The organism is Methanogenium sp. S4BF (genome assembly GCF_029633965.1).
Classification (GTDB): Archaea; Halobacteriota; Methanomicrobia; order Methanomicrobiales; family Methanomicrobiaceae; genus Methanogenium.
The window spans coordinates 548,948-566,640 of the sequence record NZ_CP091277.1; the positions used below are offsets into that span (position 1 = coordinate 548,948).

The following is a 17,693-nucleotide window of genomic DNA, read 5'->3' on the forward strand; positions in this document are numbered from 1 at the left end:
TCCTGACAGACTGTGTACTATGAAACTTTTGCCGGGCATTCTCTGCGTCCTTATGCTCATCGCATTCATTATACCGGCAGGAGCAGCGGCACCGAACCAGTACAGCTACATCACGGTAGAGGACTGTACCATTCACCTGAATGACGAAAATGCGGTGATTGACCTCAATTACTCGATAGACGAAGGTATTGTGCTCCTGGTACATCTTCTCGGGAAGTCTGATCTGAAACGGAAACTGGGTGTTATCACCGGATATCCGGATGCGCGGTACCAGACGATTGATATGGATCATGCGACGATTCTCGTAAGCGGTGTCTCACAGAACTATGGGGAGGGGTCATACTGGTTCCCTGCCCATACCTTTGGGATCGAGCTTCCTGAGGTCGTGCTCATCTCTCCTCAGGTGGACCGGAGCTATAATATGACGCGGACAGTTCAGGGTATGGGCTATTTTGGCTCAAAGGGCGTGCAATAATCAGCTGACCTGTGCGGATGGCTGATTATTTCCTTTGTTGTATCCGGCAGTGGTGGAGGGCCTGTCCCTGGCTGTTCCCGGTCGGTAATTTCAGGACAACCTCTGAACGATGTGGGACTGCCTGCTGATGTTCGTTAATTGGGTCGGCTCACTCCCTCCCCGGTTCTTTGTGACAGAACCGGAAGAAAAATGTCATCCGGAGATTTTGGCAGAGCGTTTGTTTGGGTGAAAATTGGGGGCTCTCCGCTCATTGGTGCGGGTCAGTTATGCTAAAAATCGTCATCATGAAAAAACGGGCGCAATGGTAATTTCGGGTATTACCCGGGACTTTGGTAAAAGGGAGGAATTCAAATATCATTTTTGACATTCCAAAATAATTCTGAATTTCACCCCATTTTTGTCAATTGGAGCACTAATGCCAGATCAATGGGGGGTGCCTGCCTCCCCCCTGTTGCGACCTGTCATCGTTAGGGGGGTCCGGCAGGGGGAAACCCTTCGCCTGCCTTTCAGCCCCCAATACATAATTGCCTGTCTACTTGGAACAGAGACGGGCCAAATTGCTTTCGCTCATTGCAATAATCAGAATGGATGCAATACGTGCCGTCCTGGATACCTGGCTGCCAAAAAATGGATTAATTCCGGGTAAACCGTTTCCCGTTCTTCTCTTTTATTTCGGGTGCGTACTTCTTTATTTTCTGCAGCACCTTCTGGATGTAGACACCGACAAATGCCAGTATCAGGCCGCCGATGGTGGTAAACATCATGATGCGTATCCCGTCCACCCCGTCAATCGGGAAGTTGACTGTCGCAGAGAGGGATATGACATAGATTGAAGCGCCATAGGCGATGAGCCCGAGGCCAGTCACAAAGAACGGCAATGTGATCACCCGGGGGAGCATCTTTGGTTCATTCTGTATCACATCAATAACCTTGCCCAGGAGGGCTATCAGGATGGCTGCAGTGATATAGCCGACGGCGCCGTAGACAAAGGAGAGTACATAAAAGAGCACTCCGGCATCTGCAGTATACCATGTGAGGAAACTCGAAAGTCCCATGATGATCCCCAGAAGGCCGATGAATATCGAGGCGATGTAACAGACAAATGAGATTCGACCGGCAACAAAAGACTCCCGCAGACCGTGAAGGGCTAAACTGAAGTATTCGTCAATACCCAGTCCCTTAAAGAGCAGGAAGATGCCCAGCACGCCGACCACAATAAAAATTGCCACCTCTGTACTGCCGAAAAGACTGCCCAGGGCAAAGATGAGCATCACGAGCCCGACGGGCACCAGGATGGACTGTGCATGCTTTGGATCGTCAAGGATCTTTTTGATGATGTAATAGGTGCCCTCAAGGTTTGGCATCTGGTTGACAATCACGCGCTGGACGCTGGTGACTGACACCCGGGACTGAATCACGGGGAGGATAAATTCATCCTCGGCTCCGTCTGTGACGAGTATGCACTCGGTGACTTCCATCTCCCAGACGATTTTTCTCAGGTCTTCTGCAATCTTGCGATCCCCGTCAATTGAATTGTAATGGTCGCCTGCGATCACTGCGATACGGACATCGTCGCCCTTTTCACGGCGTTCATCGTAGAGTTTAATTCCCTGAAAAATAGCATTGACGTCGGAGTCTTCCGGGTCTTCCAGGCCGAGCCGGGTGGCGGCATCCAGGCAGTTGTCCCGCCCTGTTACCGGACTCGGGATCCCAGCCTTAAAGCCGATATCGTTATCTCTGTCAACACAGAGAATGAGCGTCCGGTCGCCTGACATGTGTACTTAGAAGTCTATTCGCTTCTATAAAAGGCTGATGAAAGGCTGAATAAAAAAAGATTATATGAGTCTTGCACGCTGCAGAAGCAGAATGTCGTCTGTGGTAAGTTTCTCTCCGGCCCTGAACTGCTGGAAAACCTGTTCTGCTTCCTGTCTGACGGCTTTCTGTTCTTTGTTGACCTTTGTCTTCTTGCCTTTCTTGCGGATTCCGCCGATTACCTTGTCGTAGTCACGGAGTTCCTTCTGGCATGCAATAAACTGGTTGTGCTCAGCGTCTGCAGCCTCCTGTGCCTCGACAAACTTCCGGTGTCCTTCGTCTGCTGCCTCGCGTGACTTGTCAGCATTCCGGTAGCATTCGACCATCAGATCGTGGTGCTTCTGGGCGAGCTCTGCCTTCTCGGTGACGGTTGCGTGAAGCTCTGATGCTGCCCGGCGGAATTCCCGTGCTTCCTGGAGCTTGGTGTGGATCTCTTTGTTCTGCTCGATCTCTTCTTCCTGCTCTTTGATCTGGTGTCTGAGCTGTTTGATCTGATCGATGAGTTCCCGCTCCTTGTCGGTATTCATGACGCGGGTCTGCTGGTCCATCTCGAGCTTGTCGATTCTCTTCTGCAGCTCCTTTATGCCGCGGGAGTTATTGATGGCGCCGTGCTCTTTCTTGTATGCATCAATGTCTTCAAAGAGTGCATTTGCCTTCTCGTTGAGGAGGTTGCGCTCGTCTTTGATGGACTGTACTGCTTTGTTGTTCTCGTCACGAAGCTCTTTGTGCTTCTGTGCTTCGTCAACATATTCACGCGTCTGCGCGTTGAGCTGGTTCCGCTCACGTGCATAGGTGCTTGCAAGAGCATTCAGTTCATTTCTTTTGTCTTTGTGCTGTTCAGAATCTGTCAGCATATTCTTTCTTTTGTCAATTAGTTCGGTCAACATGCTCTACCTTACCTTGTGTATTTATGGCACAACAATTCATCTTCGGTTGATTCATGAGATACAGATGTGCAGGATGATCTCCTGATGATAACCATTTCAAAAGAGTTCTTACGAAATTCGGAGAACCGACTTTGTTCATATGGCTGTTCATGATGTTCAACTCCTGTACGGCCTGTCCCGGGGGGCAGACATTCTCAGAACCAGTGAAGGATTCACTGTAGTTCTTTAATATTGCATAGTTGCCGCATATTAATGTTTCGTAAATTGGTGCAGATTCAGTCATGAAATGGATAAAAAGACAAAATGGTCGCCCTCCCTGTATGCAGGAAGGGTGGGTTTTCCCCTATTGTATCGTGCGGGGACGATCTGTTTGTGGGGGTGGGGATGATCTGTTTGTGGTTGGTTTGGCGAATGACTGGTAATGATGAGTTGGACGAAATACAGTCCGGCTTAACGGATGAAATCGATCAGTCCGCCGCTGGTCTGTTCGTGGGCCACCTGGCGCCCGGATGATCGCATCAGGCCGGAAACGTTTCCACGTCCGACAGAACGGGTCATGGGTGCTGAGGCTGAGTTTGCAATGTCATAGCTCTGGCCGAGGATCTGCGCGCTCTTCACGCCGGTCATGATGGCCATGACACGTACTCTGCCTTCAAACTCTTTCTTCACACGTGCGCCCCAGATGACATCTGCATGCGCGTCCAGTTCGTAGGTAAGTGAGCTGGCGATCTCTTCTGCATCCGAGAGTGTCAGGTCACTGCCGCCGGTAATGTGGATCAGGCTGCCGGTTGCGCCCCGGTAGTCAATGTCCAGGAGAGGGTGGTTCAGGCACTCGTGGACGACGCTTTCTGCCTTATTCTGCTGTTTGCTCTCTCCAACAAGCATGACTGCAACGCCGCCCTTGCTCATGATGGCACGGACATCTGCGTAATCGATGTTGATGAGGGATGGTTCAGTGATGGTCTCCGAGATGCCTTTGACGGTCTCTGCAATGAGCTGGTCCATGACGGAGAATGCCTGTCCGAGGGGCAGGTTTGGCACAAAGTTCATGAGACGGTTGTTGTCAAGGACGATGACAGAGTCTGCTGCGTTTGCGAGTGCCTCCAGTCCCTCCTCTGCCCTGAGGAGGCGTGCCTTCTCAACCTGGAAGGGGTAGCTCACCATTCCGACAACGATGGCGCCCTGTTCTTTTGCGATCTGTGCGACGACCGGTGCGACACCGGTACCTGTTCCGCCCCCCATGCCTGCTGTGACAAAGCAGAGATCTGCATCTGCAAGAAGGCCTTCCAGGGTGGTGCGGGCCATCTCTGCTGCACGCTTGCCGACGTCCGGGAATCCGCCGGCGCCAAGACCTTTGGTGAGTGATTTTCCGACAAGGACGCGCTTGTCGGCCTGGATCATCTCGAGGTGCTGTTTATCTGTGTTGACAGCAATGGTCTCTGCACCACTGACTTTCATGTGGTAGAGTCGGTTGATGGTGTTGTTTCCTGCACCGCCGCATCCGACAATGACAATACGGGGCTGTCCGATAAAGTCATCGTCTCCAATGACTCCGCGGGTCAGCTGCTTTTCCTGTTCAGCATTCTTCAGGGCTTCCTTAATAATAGTCTGCATCCAAAACCTCCTGGGTCTGATAGATTTTCTCGTAAGAGCGAGGAACAGTGTAGGAATGGGTATCAATGGACTGCATCAGACTCTCAACATCCTGAAGGCCGCTCGCGATAATTCCCTCCGGGTAATAATCGTTATACCTGGCATACAGTTTTCTCTCCATTGTTATCTCTCCTAAACCTCAAACGAGATCTGTTCGCTGTCTCTCAGAACACGGTTCGCTTTCTTTTCAATGAGTTCCCGCACCGCATATCTCACCGCTTCAGATACGGTCGGAAACTCCCCGGCAGCAACAAGTTTCTCAAGCATGGCAACCTGTTGTGGGGGTAAACGAATCGTGATGCGCTCCATCATGTGAATCTCCAATGTCTGACATATGACAGCTTTATGTCATTCAATTGTCTGACGCAAAGGTGCTTTGTGACAGACTTTTTCCAGACAATCTAAACATAGAATATTACAGTATATAATTGTTGTGCATTGGCGCTGTTCTCTCTCTGCGTCCAACATATGACCAAATGTTCAATTATTTGTAAAATAGACGATTATATGTGAGATTCAGACGGATTCGAAAAACAGAGCATGGCGGAAGGACCCATCTGGTATCGGGCAGCACTGATGCGGTTATTCTGGATTTTAGTGAAAATTTAAACCCCTTTCCGCCCTCCTTTTCATGGAATCCCGATGGAATATTAGTATCTTCCTATCCTGACAACCGGTATGCCGACCTGAAGGAGCACATTGCGCGGATAGAGGGGCGCAGTCCTGATGAAATCTGCGTCGGAAACGGATCCGTGGAAATCATCCGTTCCTTCTGTCTTGCGTCCCTGAAACCGGGAGATTCTGTCTGTATTCCCCCTCATACCTTTGGGGAATATGCGGTTTCTGTAGAATGTGCCGGTGGCATCCCTGTAAACAGGCAGGATGGATGTGTGGCAGAATTCTTCTGCAATCCCAATAATCCGACCGGCATTCTGGTGCAGAAGAGCATAGTTCTGGAGAAGATTCATGCCCATGAGGAGGCAGGTACGCAGCTCTTTATCGATGAGGCGTTTATTGACCTCGCAGATCCGGCTGAAAGCGTCACCGGTGTTCGCTCTGAGCATGCCTTTGTTCTCCGCTCCCTTACAAAGGCATTTTCTGTACCGGGCATTCGGTTTGGCTGGGGTGTGGGGTGTCCGGAACTGGTAACGGCTATTGAGGCAATCCGTCCCCCCTGGAGTGTGAATGCATATGCAGAGAGCTATGCCCACGCTGCCCTCGATAATGCAGATCAGCTAACAGCGTCCCGTGAACGGATCACTGCAGAACGGTCTTTCCTTGCGGATGAACTGCAGTCACGCGATCTGTCTGTCTGTCCGTCCGCGGTGAACTTCCTTCTCTTCCGTTCTCCTGTTCCTGCATCAGATCTGAAAAAGCAGCTTCTCTCCCGTGGCATCCTGATCCGTGATTGTGCCTCGTTCGGCCTTCCTGAGTATGTGCGCATCGCGGTGCGGACGCGTGATGAAAATACCCTGCTCCTGGAGGCGCTTGATACATGCTTGCCCTGATTGTTGCTGGCGGCAGGGGCACACGCCTGAATATGGGGGAAAAGCCGTTGGTGCGGATCTGCGACCGGCCCATGATTGAATATGTTATCGATGCCTTTTGTGCGGCAGGCATTGAGCCGGTTGCCGTTCTCTCGTCTGCTGTGCCACAGACGGGCAACTGGTGCCGGGCACACGGGATCAGCACGTTCCGGGCTGAGGGGGCAGGATATGTGGAGGATATCACGGAATGCATTGCGATGCTGGATATCACAGAACCGGTCTTTACCTCGGTGAGTGATATCCCGGGTCTTACTCCGGATGTCGTGGCGGCAGTACTGGATACCTACCGGACGGCAGGCACGGATGCCTGCTCTGTCTGGGTTCCTGCCGTCCTCTGTCGGAGGAATAGTGCGGCCCCTGCCTATGTACAACAGATACACGGGATCGATGCGGTGCCATGCGGGATTAATATCCTGAATGGTGCAAAAAACGGCGAAGAGCAGGAGGAGACTGCCGTCCTTATCGAATCCCCCCGTATCGCGGTGAATGTCAACACGCCGGAAGATATTGCGGAAGCAGAGCAGGTACTTCGCACCCGGTAATGTTGGCCCCTCCTGCATGCTGACACCATGCATAAAGTCATTTTTATCATGAGAATTACCAATAGTAAGTGTATGGAGTATTCGCGGGAGATAGAACTGAAAGGGCACATCATCGATTCCGGGATCATGACCAAGGTCTTTGACGCCATCATGGAGATGGGGGGCAATTTTGAGATCACAGTCTTTGAAATCGGGAAGAAAAAGCAGGATGAAAGCTTCGCACGTCTCCTGGTCAGTGCCGGTGATGAAACGCTGCTCAATGAGATCCTGAGTGTTCTCCACCGTCTTGGCGCACGCCCTCCGGTTGTTGAGGATATTGCACTTGCTGAAGCGGAAGCAAATCGTGTTGTCCCCAAGGGATTCTATTCCACGACCAATCACCCGACCATGGTGAAGTACGGGGGTGAATGGCTGCATGTGGAGGCAATCGAGATGGATTGCCTGATCGTTGTTATTCCTGCAGAGAAACGGGCCATCTGTACACCGATGTCCAAACTGCAGAAGGGTGACCAGGTGGTCATGGGTGATACCGGTGTCCGTGTTGAACCGCCGGAACGCCCACGGGAGGTCAGCACCTTTGAGTTTATGCATGGCACGGTCTCTTCCGAACGGCCCAGTGAGACGGTCATCTCACAGATTGCACAGGAGATGAAGAGCCTGAAAGCCCGCGGAGGAAAGATTGGCATCGTCGGCGGGCCTGCAATCATCCATACCCGTGCTGCCCCGGCTCTCGCTGAAATAATCCGTGGTGGGTATGTGGACGTACTCTTTGCGGGAAATGCCCTTGCCACCCATGATATTGAGTACAACCTCTTTGGGACCTCACTCGGCATGAACCTTGATACCGGGACGCTGGCACGCGGCGGGCACAAAAACCATATCTATGCCATCAGCGAGGTGATTCGTGCAGGGTCCATCCGTAATGCAGTCGAGCAGGGGGTGATTCAAAAGGGCATCATGTATGAATGCATCAAAAACGATGTGCCCTTTGTCCTCGCAGGCTCCATCCGTGACGATGGCCCCCTTCCCGATGTCATCACCGATGTGATGGTGGCACAGGACCGCATGCGTGAATATCTGAAGGACCTTGACATGGTCATCATGATCGGCACGCTGCTCCATTCGGTTGCCGTCGGCAACTGCCTGCCATCGTATGTGAAGACCATCTGTGTGGACATCAACCCTGCATCGGTTACCAAACTGATGGACCGCGGGACCATGCAGGCGATCGGTGTGGTCAGTGATGCCGGCACATTCCTGCCAATGCTTGCAAAATATCTGCAGGAATAAAACAGACCGGATTTCGGGGGGAAGCAACCCGGTAATGGGGAAGGATTTTTTCCCTTCTTTTCCCCCGGCAGGCAATAATTTACGTTTCTGCGAAGTGTCCCGGCAGACCTCAGGGAAAGCCGGAAATTATCTTTTTTTATGGTTAAAATCCCGTACCGGGATTCCTCATCCTGTGTTCTGCTGCCAGCGGATTATTTTGTCAGCGGCATGCACCAGGGCTCTTCGTTCTCCAGTACATATCGCCATTCGTCTACACAGGAACACCCGGCGTCCACGCAACGCCGCAGGTGGATCTGGTTTCCGGTGCTGACATACTCGTTGATGGCATCCAGAATCTCACGGTCGCATTCCCCGCAGTTGTGCGGTCCCCGCCGTTTCCCTCCGCCGACCGGATCGCACTGCACATACGCGTCTGTCGAGAGCAGCGCATCAAGGGCACTCCAGAGGTAGGGTGGGCGGTATGAGCCCTGTTTCCAGTACTGCTCAACTTCGGTGCGGGTCTGGACGGTGCAGAGGTTCATGGAGATGATATCAGAGTAAGGGATGACCTCGCGGATGGACTGTTTCATATCATGTAAGGCCTCCCGTTCGGTGAGAAACGGCGGCTTCATCATCAGGTAGGTCTTTACGCCAACGTCTGCCCGCCGTGCAGTCGCTGCTGCGTCTTTGAAATCCTCAAAGGTGTGTCCTTTGCGGATGCACTTCTCCCTGATGTAGTCATTGGTGGTCTCAAGGCCCATTGCCACATAGAGTGCTGCGTCCCCGCCTGCCTCCAGTGCCTCCCGGAAGGAGATGAGCGATTCCTCCTCCACATATTCCGTACGGGTCTCTGCGATGACCACCTTGCCGGCAAAGAGCGCCGCTACGTCATCCCGGAATGCGGGAGGGACTTCCTGCGGATCAAAAAAAGAGCCGGATGTGAATATTTTCACGATGGCATATGAGTCCCGGGAGTAATTCTCCGCCACCCAGCGCAGCTGGCTTCTGAGGTCTGCGAGGAGTTCATCCGGGTTTTTCATGTGGGAGCGTTCAAACCGGTAGCCGCACATCAGGCACTGGTTCCAGCTGCACCCACCACTGCGGAATATTACGGTAAGACATGGAATCTCCTCATCCTGATACCTGTCCATACCTGTCCAGGATGCGAGAGGTTTTTGTATTGCGTCTGATATCATAAGTGTACAATGATTTGGCATCTGAATATGAAAAAGGTGGCATGCCTGCTCGGCCTCTGTCTGCTCTGTACGGGGGTGGTATCTGCCTATGAAATAAAATGTTTGTGTCCGAATGAGGTGTACCGTGGTGATATTGTCACCATTGAAGGTACAAGCACTCTGCCTCCCGGATACAGCACCTGGATGCAGCTGTATGAAGTTCAGCCAACGTCGCGGGAACTTACCTCGCAGGCTCTTGTGATACAACAGGGAGGTAACTGGTCGATTCAGCTGCAGACCCTCGCACTGGAGGAGGGGACATACAAGTTTGAAATTGTTGAGGATATCATGGATTATCCTCTCAGTTCAGGATCTGACCGGACAATGATATTCAAAGTCATAGACCGGTCCGGTGAAATCACTATCCAGTCTCCCTCTACCCAGCGTTCAGGAGATATGCTCGACATTTACGGTCGCGCCCCTGAAGTCGGGTCCGCCGGGCTGCAGATCGAGGTGACGGACAGCCGTGGCACGGTCGTATACGGTCCACTCTACATCCGGACCGATGCAGACGGTTCCTTCTCTGAGAAAGTGCGGGTTGACGGGCCAGGCCGCTACTATGTCAAGTTCTCTGACTTCAGGAATAATGAGGCCCGGTTTATCACCCGCGTAAGTTTCACGCTTGAAGGGCAGGGCACATCGGTATCATCAACAGCTACACCAACCGGCACAGTCTCCGGTCGGACGGTTTCTGCCTCTGCTGTGGCGTCCCGCGATGCGCCGGCCTACTTTATTGCAGACACCCTGCCGGGCACGGTAACCGTTACCACGTCCACCGGTACTGACTGGCGCGTCTATCACACGGACGGGACAGGATCGCCGGTACGGGTCGATGCGAGCGGCAGCAGTGCGCCGGAGGAGTTCTCTGTCTCCTCAACCGGGGGGCTGCTCTACCTGAAGGCTGAACCCGTGCGTGCCGGTGATGAAGGGACGGTTACCATCACGGTTGAAAATGCGGAGTCGGTCACGGCAAACCCGGCTGCCGCAACACATTTTGGAGACGTAATACCTGAATCTGAGCCCACAGAATCGCCTTTTCCCGTTGTGATGCTGATTTTTGCATTGTGTCTTATTGGATGTGCAGGAATTCGCAAATAACACCATTTTTTAACCCTGAACACTGACTACTATATGGGCCGGGATAGTCTAGCCCGGAAAGGCGGTGGCCTTGAAAGCCACTGGTGTTCGCACCTCAGGAGTTCAAATCTCCTTCCCGGCGCTCATGAATCATTTTTCCTATCACTACCGGTTTGTTCAGGAGGAGAACATATGTGCATAGCAGTACCGGCTGAAGTGCTCGAAATCAAAGACGGCAACATTGGCGTTGTTGACTATGGCGACCTGAAACAGGAAGTGCGCCTCGACCTTGTTGATGTTGAAGTCGGTGAGTATGTCCTTGTTCATGTTGGATTTGCAATCCAGAAACTGAGCAGGGAAGAGGCACTGAAGACGCTCAAAGTTTTTGAAGAAGTATATGCGGCAATGGAGGAATAATGCACGAGTACACGGTTGCATATGACATCTATGCAACGGCACGCCGTGCCGCACTCGAGAATGCCGCAACCCGGATTAAGAAGATCTCAGCTGATTTTGGCGAGATGAGTATGATCAACCCCGAACAGGTCGAATTTCTGTTTTCTGCCCTCTGTGAAGAGGATGAACTGTTTCAGGGTGCAGTGCTTGAATACCGGGAAATCGCGGTGAAGACCGTATGTCCATGCGGATATGAAGGCGATGAACGGTATGTCTGCCCGGAATGCGGAAAACTTCCGGAGATCGTTGCAGGACGTGAAATATGCGTCACAAATATTGAGATAGAAGTTGATGACGAATGAAAGTCAATATGATGCATGGCGCCGGTGGCGCAGTCTTTTCTGAACTTCTGGGTGAAACGTTAACGAAATATACCCATAATAACGCAGGTGGTATCGGGCTGGAGTCACTCGATGACGGCGCGGTGATTCCTCTCGGAGATATGAATCTGGTATTTACCACAGACAGCCATGTCGTAAAGCCGCTCTTCTTTCCCGGTGGTGATATCGGAAGAATCGCCGTGTCAGGCACAGTAAATGATCTGGCAATGATGGGTGCACGGCCGGTGGCCCTCTCCTGTGCAATGATCATCGAAGAGGGGTTTGACATTGAAACTCTCGAAAAAATAGTCGCATCAATGGACGAAGCCCTCGGTGAGTGCGGTGCGGCCATTGTGACCGGAGATACCAAAGTGCTTGAACGGGGTGCAATTGACGGCATTGCTATCAATACCGCAGGCATTGGTGTGGCAGAGAAACCGGTGCGCGACTGCGGCCTGCAGCCGGGTGACGTTATCATTGTCAGCGGCACCATCGGCGACCACGGGATGGCAATTATGGCCCACCGTGAGGGTTTTGACCTTGGCGAGCAGATCCGGTCAGACGTTGCCCCTCTCTGGCCGCTTGTAGAGGCTGCCCTCGCCGCAGGTGACATTCACGCGATGAAAGATCCGACCCGCGGCGGTTTCTCCAATGCCATCAATGAGATGGCAGAGAAGTCCGGCGTGCAGGTGCGAATCAAAGAAGCATCCCTCCCCATCCGGCGCAGTGTGAAGAGTGCCTCTGAACTGCTTGGCATCAACCCTCTTGATGTGGCAAACGAAGGCAAGGTAGTGATGGGTGTCGCACCGGACGATGCAGAGACCATCCTCGCTGCCATCCGGTCACACCCGCAGGGCAGAGATGCGGCCATCATCGGCGTTGTGAAAGAAGGCACTTCGGTAATTCTTGAGACCTCGATTGGCGGGGAACGCTTCATTGAGGCACCCATCGGCGATCCCGTACCGCGGGTCTGCTGATCCATCCCTTTTTTTACCCGTCTGCTGAACGTGTACCCGTCAGCAGGAGAGGGAGGAGCCCCGTATGAATACCGAAGAGATAGTAGTGTCAGTCGTGACTGCATGGGATGCAGAACAAATAGCCGCATTATACCGCAGTGCAGGGTGGTGGGAAACTGAACTGGATCCCGCCTCCGTAATTCCTGCATTGTTCACCGGCAGTTTTGCTGTTGCCGTTGCACACGACGGGAATAACCGGGCTGTTGGTATGGGGCGTGTCCTCTCAGACGGTGTTTCCGATGGATATATTCAGGATGTCGTTGTCGACCCGGACTGTCGGGGACAGGGCATCGGAAAGCGCATCGTACAACTCCTCACAGAGACGTGCCTGCAGGCGGGTGTTGCCTGGATTGCCCTCATCGCCGAACCCGACACCCATGCCTTTTATGAACCTCTCGGGTTTACGGTGATGAAGGACTATCTCCCCATGAAATATGAAAAGCTGCCAATAAAAAATGGAGACAAAACCAATGATCACACTTGATGCATTCCGTCCGGTCGAAATGAAAGACGGAACATTTTTTCGCGAAATATTCACAAAATTTCCCCAGATACACAGTGAGAACAATTTTACCACGATGATCGCATGGCAGGCATACTCGGATTACTCCTATGCCTATCTGGACGGTACATTACTGATATCGGCAGTCATTAACGAAAAACGCCTTTTTCACGCACCCATAGGGCCCCGGAACCCCGCTCTCCTGCGTGACCTCCTGCGCCTTGCGGCTGAGACGGGGGGGGATCGGCCGTTCTATGTCTTTGATCGTCCCACCCGCGACTGGATACTCCATGAACTCCCCCGTCTGCGCCTGCACACCGATCGGGACTTCTTTGATTATATCTATCTCACCGGCGATCTCGCCCATCTTCCTGGCAAACGCTATGTGGGGATTCGCCAGCATATCAATAAATTCAACCGGAAATGTTCGTTTACCGTTGAGACGTTCACCCGTGAAAATATGCCTGAAGTCATCGATTTTCTCGATAAGTGGTGCGAATGGAAACATTGTGAGGAGAATGAAATCCTCGCCCATGAGAAGACCGCAGTCCTCTTCTGTATAGAGCATCTGGCAGAACTTGGTCTGGAAGGGCTTTTTATCCGTGTGGACGGGAAGATTTCTGCGCTCTCCGTCTATGAGGGGATGAATGATGACATGGCACTTATCCACTTTGAGAAAGGGCTTCCTGACTGTGAGGGCAATTATAAGGTAATAAATCAGGAGACTGCACGGTATCTTGAGGAGCACCGGGGATATGCCTTCATCAACCGTGAATCAGACCTCGGTGTGCCCGGCCTCAGGGAGGCAAAACTCCGGTATTACCCACACCATTTTGCAGAAGTATGGTATGCAGAGAAGGCGGATATTCTGCATGCCCTTGAAGAGAACCCCTAACTTCAGAGGGATATCATTCACCGCCTCTCTTCTGATTCAAACAGGTGACGGGCCTTTCGGATCATCCGTTCGTGATACTCTGTTTTTCCGGTCGCTGCTATGAGCAGGGGAGGAGGTACTTCCTCCATACAGCACTTCGACAGGTGATGATGACAGGAGAAGTGTCAGGGCATCCCTCCAGTTATGTCCGGTGAGTTTTGTATTGTGTTTGGTTTTTTTATTGTGTTTTTTGTTTGTTTTTGTTGTCAGCGGAAACATCGAAGACCCTCAGAACAAGGGCAATGAACGGGGCCGGGAATAAAGAAGAATCATTATGCAATACATCAGATGGTATACCAATGTCTTCTGATGCTGAGTGTGTGCTGAAAGGGGCGCTTCTGCCGGACGGGAGAGTCGCAGATATTTCTATAGGGGGTGGCAGGATTGTCCATGTGGGGGCTGCCCGCAGGGCCGACCGGACGATTGACTGCACCGGCCTGCTCTGCCTTCCCGGTGCGGTGGATATGCACGTGCATATGCGGGGCGGTGATAAACAAGGGTACAAGGAGGACTGGGTCTCCGGGTCACAGAGTGCCCTTGCCGGGGGAGTGACAACGGTTGTCGATCAGCCGAATACTATTCCCCCCCTGACAGGGGCAGAAGCCTTTACCGGGCGTGTGGCAGAGGCCACGCGGGATGCCTGCTGCCGGTTTGGGATCAACGGGTATGTTTCGGGAGATTCGGATATCACCGGCCTCTGGGAGGCAGGTGCCCTCGCCTTTGGGGAGACCTTCGCTGCCGCCTCCAGCTATGGCAGTGCCATCACCACTGAAGAGCTTGAGCAGGCATTCTCTGTGATTGCCGGCCTGGGTGCGCTTGTCACCCTTCATTGTGAGGATGTCCTTCCCGGGGATGACACCTCCCTTGCGGCGCATGCAGCGCTCCGGCCGGAGGCGGGTGAAACGGCGTGTATGGAGATGGTGGCAGCACGGTTCCCGCCGGGTTTATCTGCCCATTTCTGCCATCTCTCATCGCCCCTCAGTGCAGAGTCGGCTATGGGTACTCTGCCGGCAACCTATGAAGTGATGCCGCATCACCTCTTCCTCTCCATAGAAGAGCACGGCACGGCTCCGGAGGGGTGCTGCAAGGTAAATCCGCCTGTCCGGCATGAGGCAACCCGCAAAGCGCTCTGGGAGATGTGGGATGCTATCCCTGTCATTGCATCTGACCATGCACCCCACACTGCAGAGGAGAAGTCACAGCCGTTTTCTGAAGTCCCGTCCGGGATTCCGGGTGTGGAGACGATGGTGCCTCTCCTGTTGGCAGAGGTCTACCGGGGCAGAATTGCCCTCTCCTCGCTTCTCGAGAAGGTGGTCTACACACCCGCACATCTGCTGGGCATCCCGATATCAACACTGCTGCCTGGTACTCCCGCTGACCTCGCCCTCTATCCCCGGCAGGAGACGGTGAAAATCACCTCGGATCTGCTCCATTCCCGCGCCGGGTGGACCCCCTATGAAGGAATGCAGGGAGTATTTCCCTATATAACCTGTGTAGGCGGCCACCTCTCCTACCTGCGCAATGAGTTCAGTCAGACGGACGGATTATGGGTACCTGGCAGAGGATATAAGTGCACTGGGGCAGAATAGTACATGCCGATACCGCACATCAATAGGTCCCCGGGTGATCGATTGGCAAAGTTCTGGATATGATCCATGGGACAACCCAGGTGTGCAACAGGCGGCCCGACAATGGGTTTAGAACAGGTGATGAACGGCGCATGCCACAGATGATCCATGTTTGTTACTGTCGGGCCATATTATACTATATATGAGATTTTTATGACCTCAGCAGCGTGCGCCGTAGAGAATGGGGATGGCTGTGTATACTGCATGCTTGATGTTCATGCCGGTGCCAGGCGAGAGGAATTCCCTGCAGGAGTAAATGTATGGCGTTCTGCTGTTGGTTGCAGCATCCGTGCGCCGCCTGTCGAAGGAAAGGCAAATAAAGCGATTGTGGCGCTGGTCTCATCTGTTCTTGACGTTCCGAAGTCGTCTGTAATCATCGTCAGCGGACAGACCTCGTCGGTGAAACGGGTCTGTATAACAGGCATTGACAAAGATGCGCTGGTTAAGACTCTTGACAGTCTGCTGTAACTGATACGTAACTGATGCCTGTGAGCCCCCACATGCGGGAAACAATGGTAGCCTAATGATGGGCATCCCGTTTAATGGATAATGCTGTTTTCGTGAGTGCGTAATACCGGAGTTGCATCATTCTTCAGGACACCATTTTTGGAAAACGTACCTGCATTTCCCGGTTCTTTATCTGATGCAGAACAAGGAGGAAGGGAAAGCCCACCATCCCGTTGCAGCGGACGTGTACCCGGCGGTTTTTCAGAAAGAATATGCTTGCGGATGGAAGGGTATAAACGGGGACTGACTGATTTGAAAATTACTGGTGCGATACTCGCACAATTGAGCAAGGATTGAGCAGAGAGCACTTTGAAAAGTCGTGATCACACCATGTGATAACCCTGTGGAAAAATGACAGCCCCCCTCTCCGGTGTGAAGTCCTTCTCATCTGTAAAAATCAGCCGGAAATACCGTTTTTTCCGAACAAGGGTCGAATACGCTGCACCTGATTTCAATTCATTTATATAGCGGCGGGCAGTAATTACAGATATGCTGTGGCAGTCAGTACCGCCAGAGTACAGCGGCATGGCATCATTATTATTTGGAGGATTATTCAATGCATTCACAGGATACCACAAAGTATCTCATACACCTGAAAATAGAAGCAGAGGGGGTGGTACAAAAGTCTGATGTCGTCGGTGCCATTTTTGGCCAGACAGAAGGGCTGTTGGGGGAGGAGCTTGATCTCCGTGAACTTCAGCGTACCGGCAGGATGGGGCGGATAGACGTCCAGATAGCGAGTGTCAAAGGCGAAACGAAAGGCGATGTACATATGGCCTCATCTCTTGACAAGGCAGAGACTGCTATTCTCGCAGCATCCCTGGAGACCATTGACCGGGTGGGGCCCTGTATTGCACGGGTAAAGGTCGACCGTATCGAAGATATCAGGGTCACAAAACGCCAGCAGATCATCAGCCGTGCGCGGGAACTCCTGATTGAATCGTTTGATGAAGGGTCGATTGATACGAATGCCATCATGGACTCCGTCCGGGAATCATCGCGGATAGAGAAGATTGTGGAACTCGGGGAGGAGAAACTGCCTGCCGGTCCCAATGTGCAGGATTCCGATGCCATTATTGTAGTTGAGGGGCGGGCTGATGTCATTAATCTCCTGAAATATGGGATAAAGAATGCGATTGCAGTTGAAGGCACCAATATTCCGGAAACCATTATCCGTCTCTGCAACCGGAAGACGGCAACGGCATTTGTTGATGGTGACCGGGGCGGTGATCTGATTCTCAGTGAGCTGGTGCAGGTGGCTGAGATAGATTTCGTTGCCATCAGTCCGCGGGGCCGGTCAGTGGAGGATATGACCAGAAAAGAGATCATCAAACCCCTGCGCAACAAGATTCCGGTTGAATATATCATCAATAAAGAGGGGGAGGTAGATATCCCTGAACTGCACCACAGGATGGACCTTATTGATACAAGCACACAGGAGCGGGCACGCAAACACCGGGAAGGGGTACGAATCCAGAAGCAGCCCGGATCCCTTGAATGGCATATGGCAGAGGTGAAAGAGAAACACACTGCCCGGATTCTCTCGGAAAAAAGGGATATTCTGAAAGAGTCTGATGCAGATCTCGTTGATGACCTTCTGACGCACATGCCTCCTGACGGGCACGGCCTGATTATTGACCGGATGGTGGATCAGAGAATGGTTGACTATGCGTTTTCTGCGGATCTGGAATATATTGCAGCACCTGATTTTTTCGGGATTGTTAAAAAGCCGGTGTCCATGAAACTGATAAAAATCTCATAATAATGGGTTTTTTGTTGTTTAATTTGGTTATAATCCCTGTTTTCTTCTTATTTTTCCTGCTCCAATAGCTT

At 52.3% G+C, this 17,693-nt stretch carries 19 protein-coding genes and 1 tRNA gene; 14 read left to right on the forward strand and 6 right to left on the reverse strand.

Translation table 11 applies throughout. The features are described 5' to 3' along the window. Positions 1-19 precede the first annotated feature (19 nt). On the forward strand, positions 20-475 hold the full coding sequence (locus L1S32_RS02715; RefSeq protein ID WP_278155910.1) for a hypothetical protein: 456 nt from the start codon (positions 20-22) through the stop codon (positions 473-475). Positions 476-1,107: 632 nt separating this feature from the next. Here L1S32_RS02715 and L1S32_RS02720 read toward each other — a convergent pair. The 5 genes from L1S32_RS02720 to L1S32_RS02740 all read right to left on the reverse strand — a co-directional run bounded on the left by L1S32_RS02720 (position 1,108) and on the right by L1S32_RS02740 (position 5,139). After that, on the reverse strand, positions 1,108-2,250 hold the full coding sequence (locus L1S32_RS02720; protein WP_278155912.1) for a DUF373 family protein: 1,143 nt from the start codon (positions 2,248-2,250) through the stop codon (positions 1,108-1,110). 60 nt (positions 2,251-2,310) lie between these two features. Then, entirely contained in the window at positions 2,311-3,174 is an 864-nt protein-coding gene (locus L1S32_RS02725) for a coiled-coil protein (RefSeq protein ID WP_278155914.1), read from the reverse strand. A 450-nt stretch (positions 3,175-3,624) separates the two neighbouring features. Beyond that, positions 3,625-4,788 carry a cell division protein FtsZ gene (gene ftsZ / locus L1S32_RS02730; RefSeq protein ID WP_278155915.1) on the reverse strand — a complete coding sequence of 388 codons (1,164 nt, stop codon included), beginning with the start codon at positions 4,786-4,788 and terminating at the stop codon, positions 3,625-3,627. Continuing rightward, the gene (locus L1S32_RS02735) at positions 4,772-4,948 is read right to left on the reverse strand and encodes a hypothetical protein (protein ID WP_278155916.1); all 177 of its coding nucleotides are present in this window, start codon (positions 4,946-4,948) and stop codon (positions 4,772-4,774) included. The genes ftsZ and L1S32_RS02735 overlap by 17 nt, the downstream gene beginning before the upstream one ends. 11 nt (positions 4,949-4,959) lie before the next feature. After that, positions 4,960-5,139 (reverse strand): type II toxin-antitoxin system ParD family antitoxin, encoded by a 180-nt coding sequence (locus L1S32_RS02740; protein ID WP_278155918.1) that lies wholly within the window; start codon positions 5,137-5,139, stop codon positions 4,960-4,962. Positions 5,140-5,336: 197 nt separating this feature from the next. On the opposite strand from L1S32_RS02740, the gene L1S32_RS02745 reads away from it, so the two are divergent. From L1S32_RS02745 to L1S32_RS02755, 3 genes are all read left to right on the forward strand, one after another. Then, on the forward strand, positions 5,337-6,335 hold the full coding sequence (locus tag L1S32_RS02745) for a histidinol-phosphate transaminase (protein WP_278155920.1): 999 nt from the start codon (positions 5,337-5,339) through the stop codon (positions 6,333-6,335). Further along, positions 6,323-6,916, forward strand: a complete 594-nt coding sequence (locus L1S32_RS02750; protein WP_278155922.1) for an NTP transferase domain-containing protein — start codon at positions 6,323-6,325, stop codon at positions 6,914-6,916. Before L1S32_RS02745 ends, L1S32_RS02750 begins: the two co-directional genes overlap by 13 nt. A 72-nt stretch (positions 6,917-6,988) precedes the next feature. Next, positions 6,989-8,206 (forward strand): TIGR00300 family protein, encoded by a 1,218-nt coding sequence (locus L1S32_RS02755; protein ID WP_278155924.1) that lies wholly within the window; start codon positions 6,989-6,991, stop codon positions 8,204-8,206. A 191-nt stretch (positions 8,207-8,397) separates the two neighbouring features. On the opposite strand, the gene L1S32_RS02760 is transcribed toward L1S32_RS02755, so the two are convergent. Next, positions 8,398-9,381: an archaeosine biosynthesis radical SAM protein RaSEA gene (locus L1S32_RS02760; protein WP_278155926.1), complete on the reverse strand. Its 984-nt coding sequence runs from the start codon at positions 9,379-9,381 to the stop codon at positions 8,398-8,400. Positions 9,382-9,390: 9 nt separating this feature from the next. Between L1S32_RS02760 and L1S32_RS02765 the strand changes: the two genes are divergently transcribed. The 10 genes from L1S32_RS02765 (at position 9,391) to dnaG (ending at position 17,622) form a co-directional block, all read left to right on the forward strand. Then, positions 9,391-10,518 (forward strand): hypothetical protein, encoded by a 1,128-nt coding sequence (locus tag L1S32_RS02765; protein ID WP_278155928.1) that lies wholly within the window; start codon positions 9,391-9,393, stop codon positions 10,516-10,518. 37 nt (positions 10,519-10,555) lie between these two features. Beyond that, positions 10,556-10,639, forward strand: a tRNA-Ser gene (locus L1S32_RS02770). Positions 10,640-10,689: 50 nt separating this feature from the next. Beyond that, positions 10,690-10,914 carry a HypC/HybG/HupF family hydrogenase formation chaperone gene (hypC, locus tag L1S32_RS02775; RefSeq protein WP_268186094.1) on the forward strand — a complete coding sequence of 75 codons (225 nt, stop codon included), beginning with the start codon at positions 10,690-10,692 and terminating at the stop codon, positions 10,912-10,914. Beyond that, the gene (locus L1S32_RS02780; protein ID WP_278155933.1) at positions 10,914-11,255 is read left to right on the forward strand and encodes a hydrogenase maturation nickel metallochaperone HypA; all 342 of its coding nucleotides are present in this window, start codon (positions 10,914-10,916) and stop codon (positions 11,253-11,255) included. The genes hypC and L1S32_RS02780 overlap by 1 nt, the downstream gene beginning before the upstream one ends. Further along, positions 11,252-12,250, forward strand: a complete 999-nt coding sequence (gene hypE / locus L1S32_RS02785; protein WP_278155934.1) for a hydrogenase expression/formation protein HypE — start codon at positions 11,252-11,254, stop codon at positions 12,248-12,250. The genes L1S32_RS02780 and hypE overlap by 4 nt, the downstream gene beginning before the upstream one ends. A 64-nt stretch (positions 12,251-12,314) precedes the next feature. Next, complete coding sequence (locus tag L1S32_RS02790; RefSeq protein WP_278155936.1) at positions 12,315-12,773, forward strand: GNAT family N-acetyltransferase; 459 nt, start codon at positions 12,315-12,317, stop codon at positions 12,771-12,773. Further along, positions 12,760-13,686, forward strand: coding sequence for a phosphatidylglycerol lysyltransferase domain-containing protein (locus L1S32_RS02795; RefSeq protein ID WP_278155938.1), 927 nt, complete (start codon positions 12,760-12,762; stop codon positions 13,684-13,686). The genes L1S32_RS02790 and L1S32_RS02795 overlap by 14 nt, the downstream gene beginning before the upstream one ends. Positions 13,687-14,024: 338 nt before the next feature. After that, entirely contained in the window at positions 14,025-15,314 is a 1,290-nt protein-coding gene (locus L1S32_RS02800) for an amidohydrolase family protein (protein WP_278155940.1), read from the forward strand. A 192-nt stretch (positions 15,315-15,506) separates the two neighbouring features. After that, positions 15,507-15,821 carry a DUF167 domain-containing protein gene (locus L1S32_RS02805; protein WP_278155942.1) on the forward strand — a complete coding sequence of 105 codons (315 nt, stop codon included), beginning with the start codon at positions 15,507-15,509 and terminating at the stop codon, positions 15,819-15,821. 595 nt (positions 15,822-16,416) lie between these two features. After that, positions 16,417-17,622 carry a DNA primase DnaG gene (gene dnaG, locus L1S32_RS02810; protein WP_278155944.1) on the forward strand — a complete coding sequence of 402 codons (1,206 nt, stop codon included), beginning with the start codon at positions 16,417-16,419 and terminating at the stop codon, positions 17,620-17,622. Positions 17,623-17,693 lie beyond the last annotated feature (71 nt).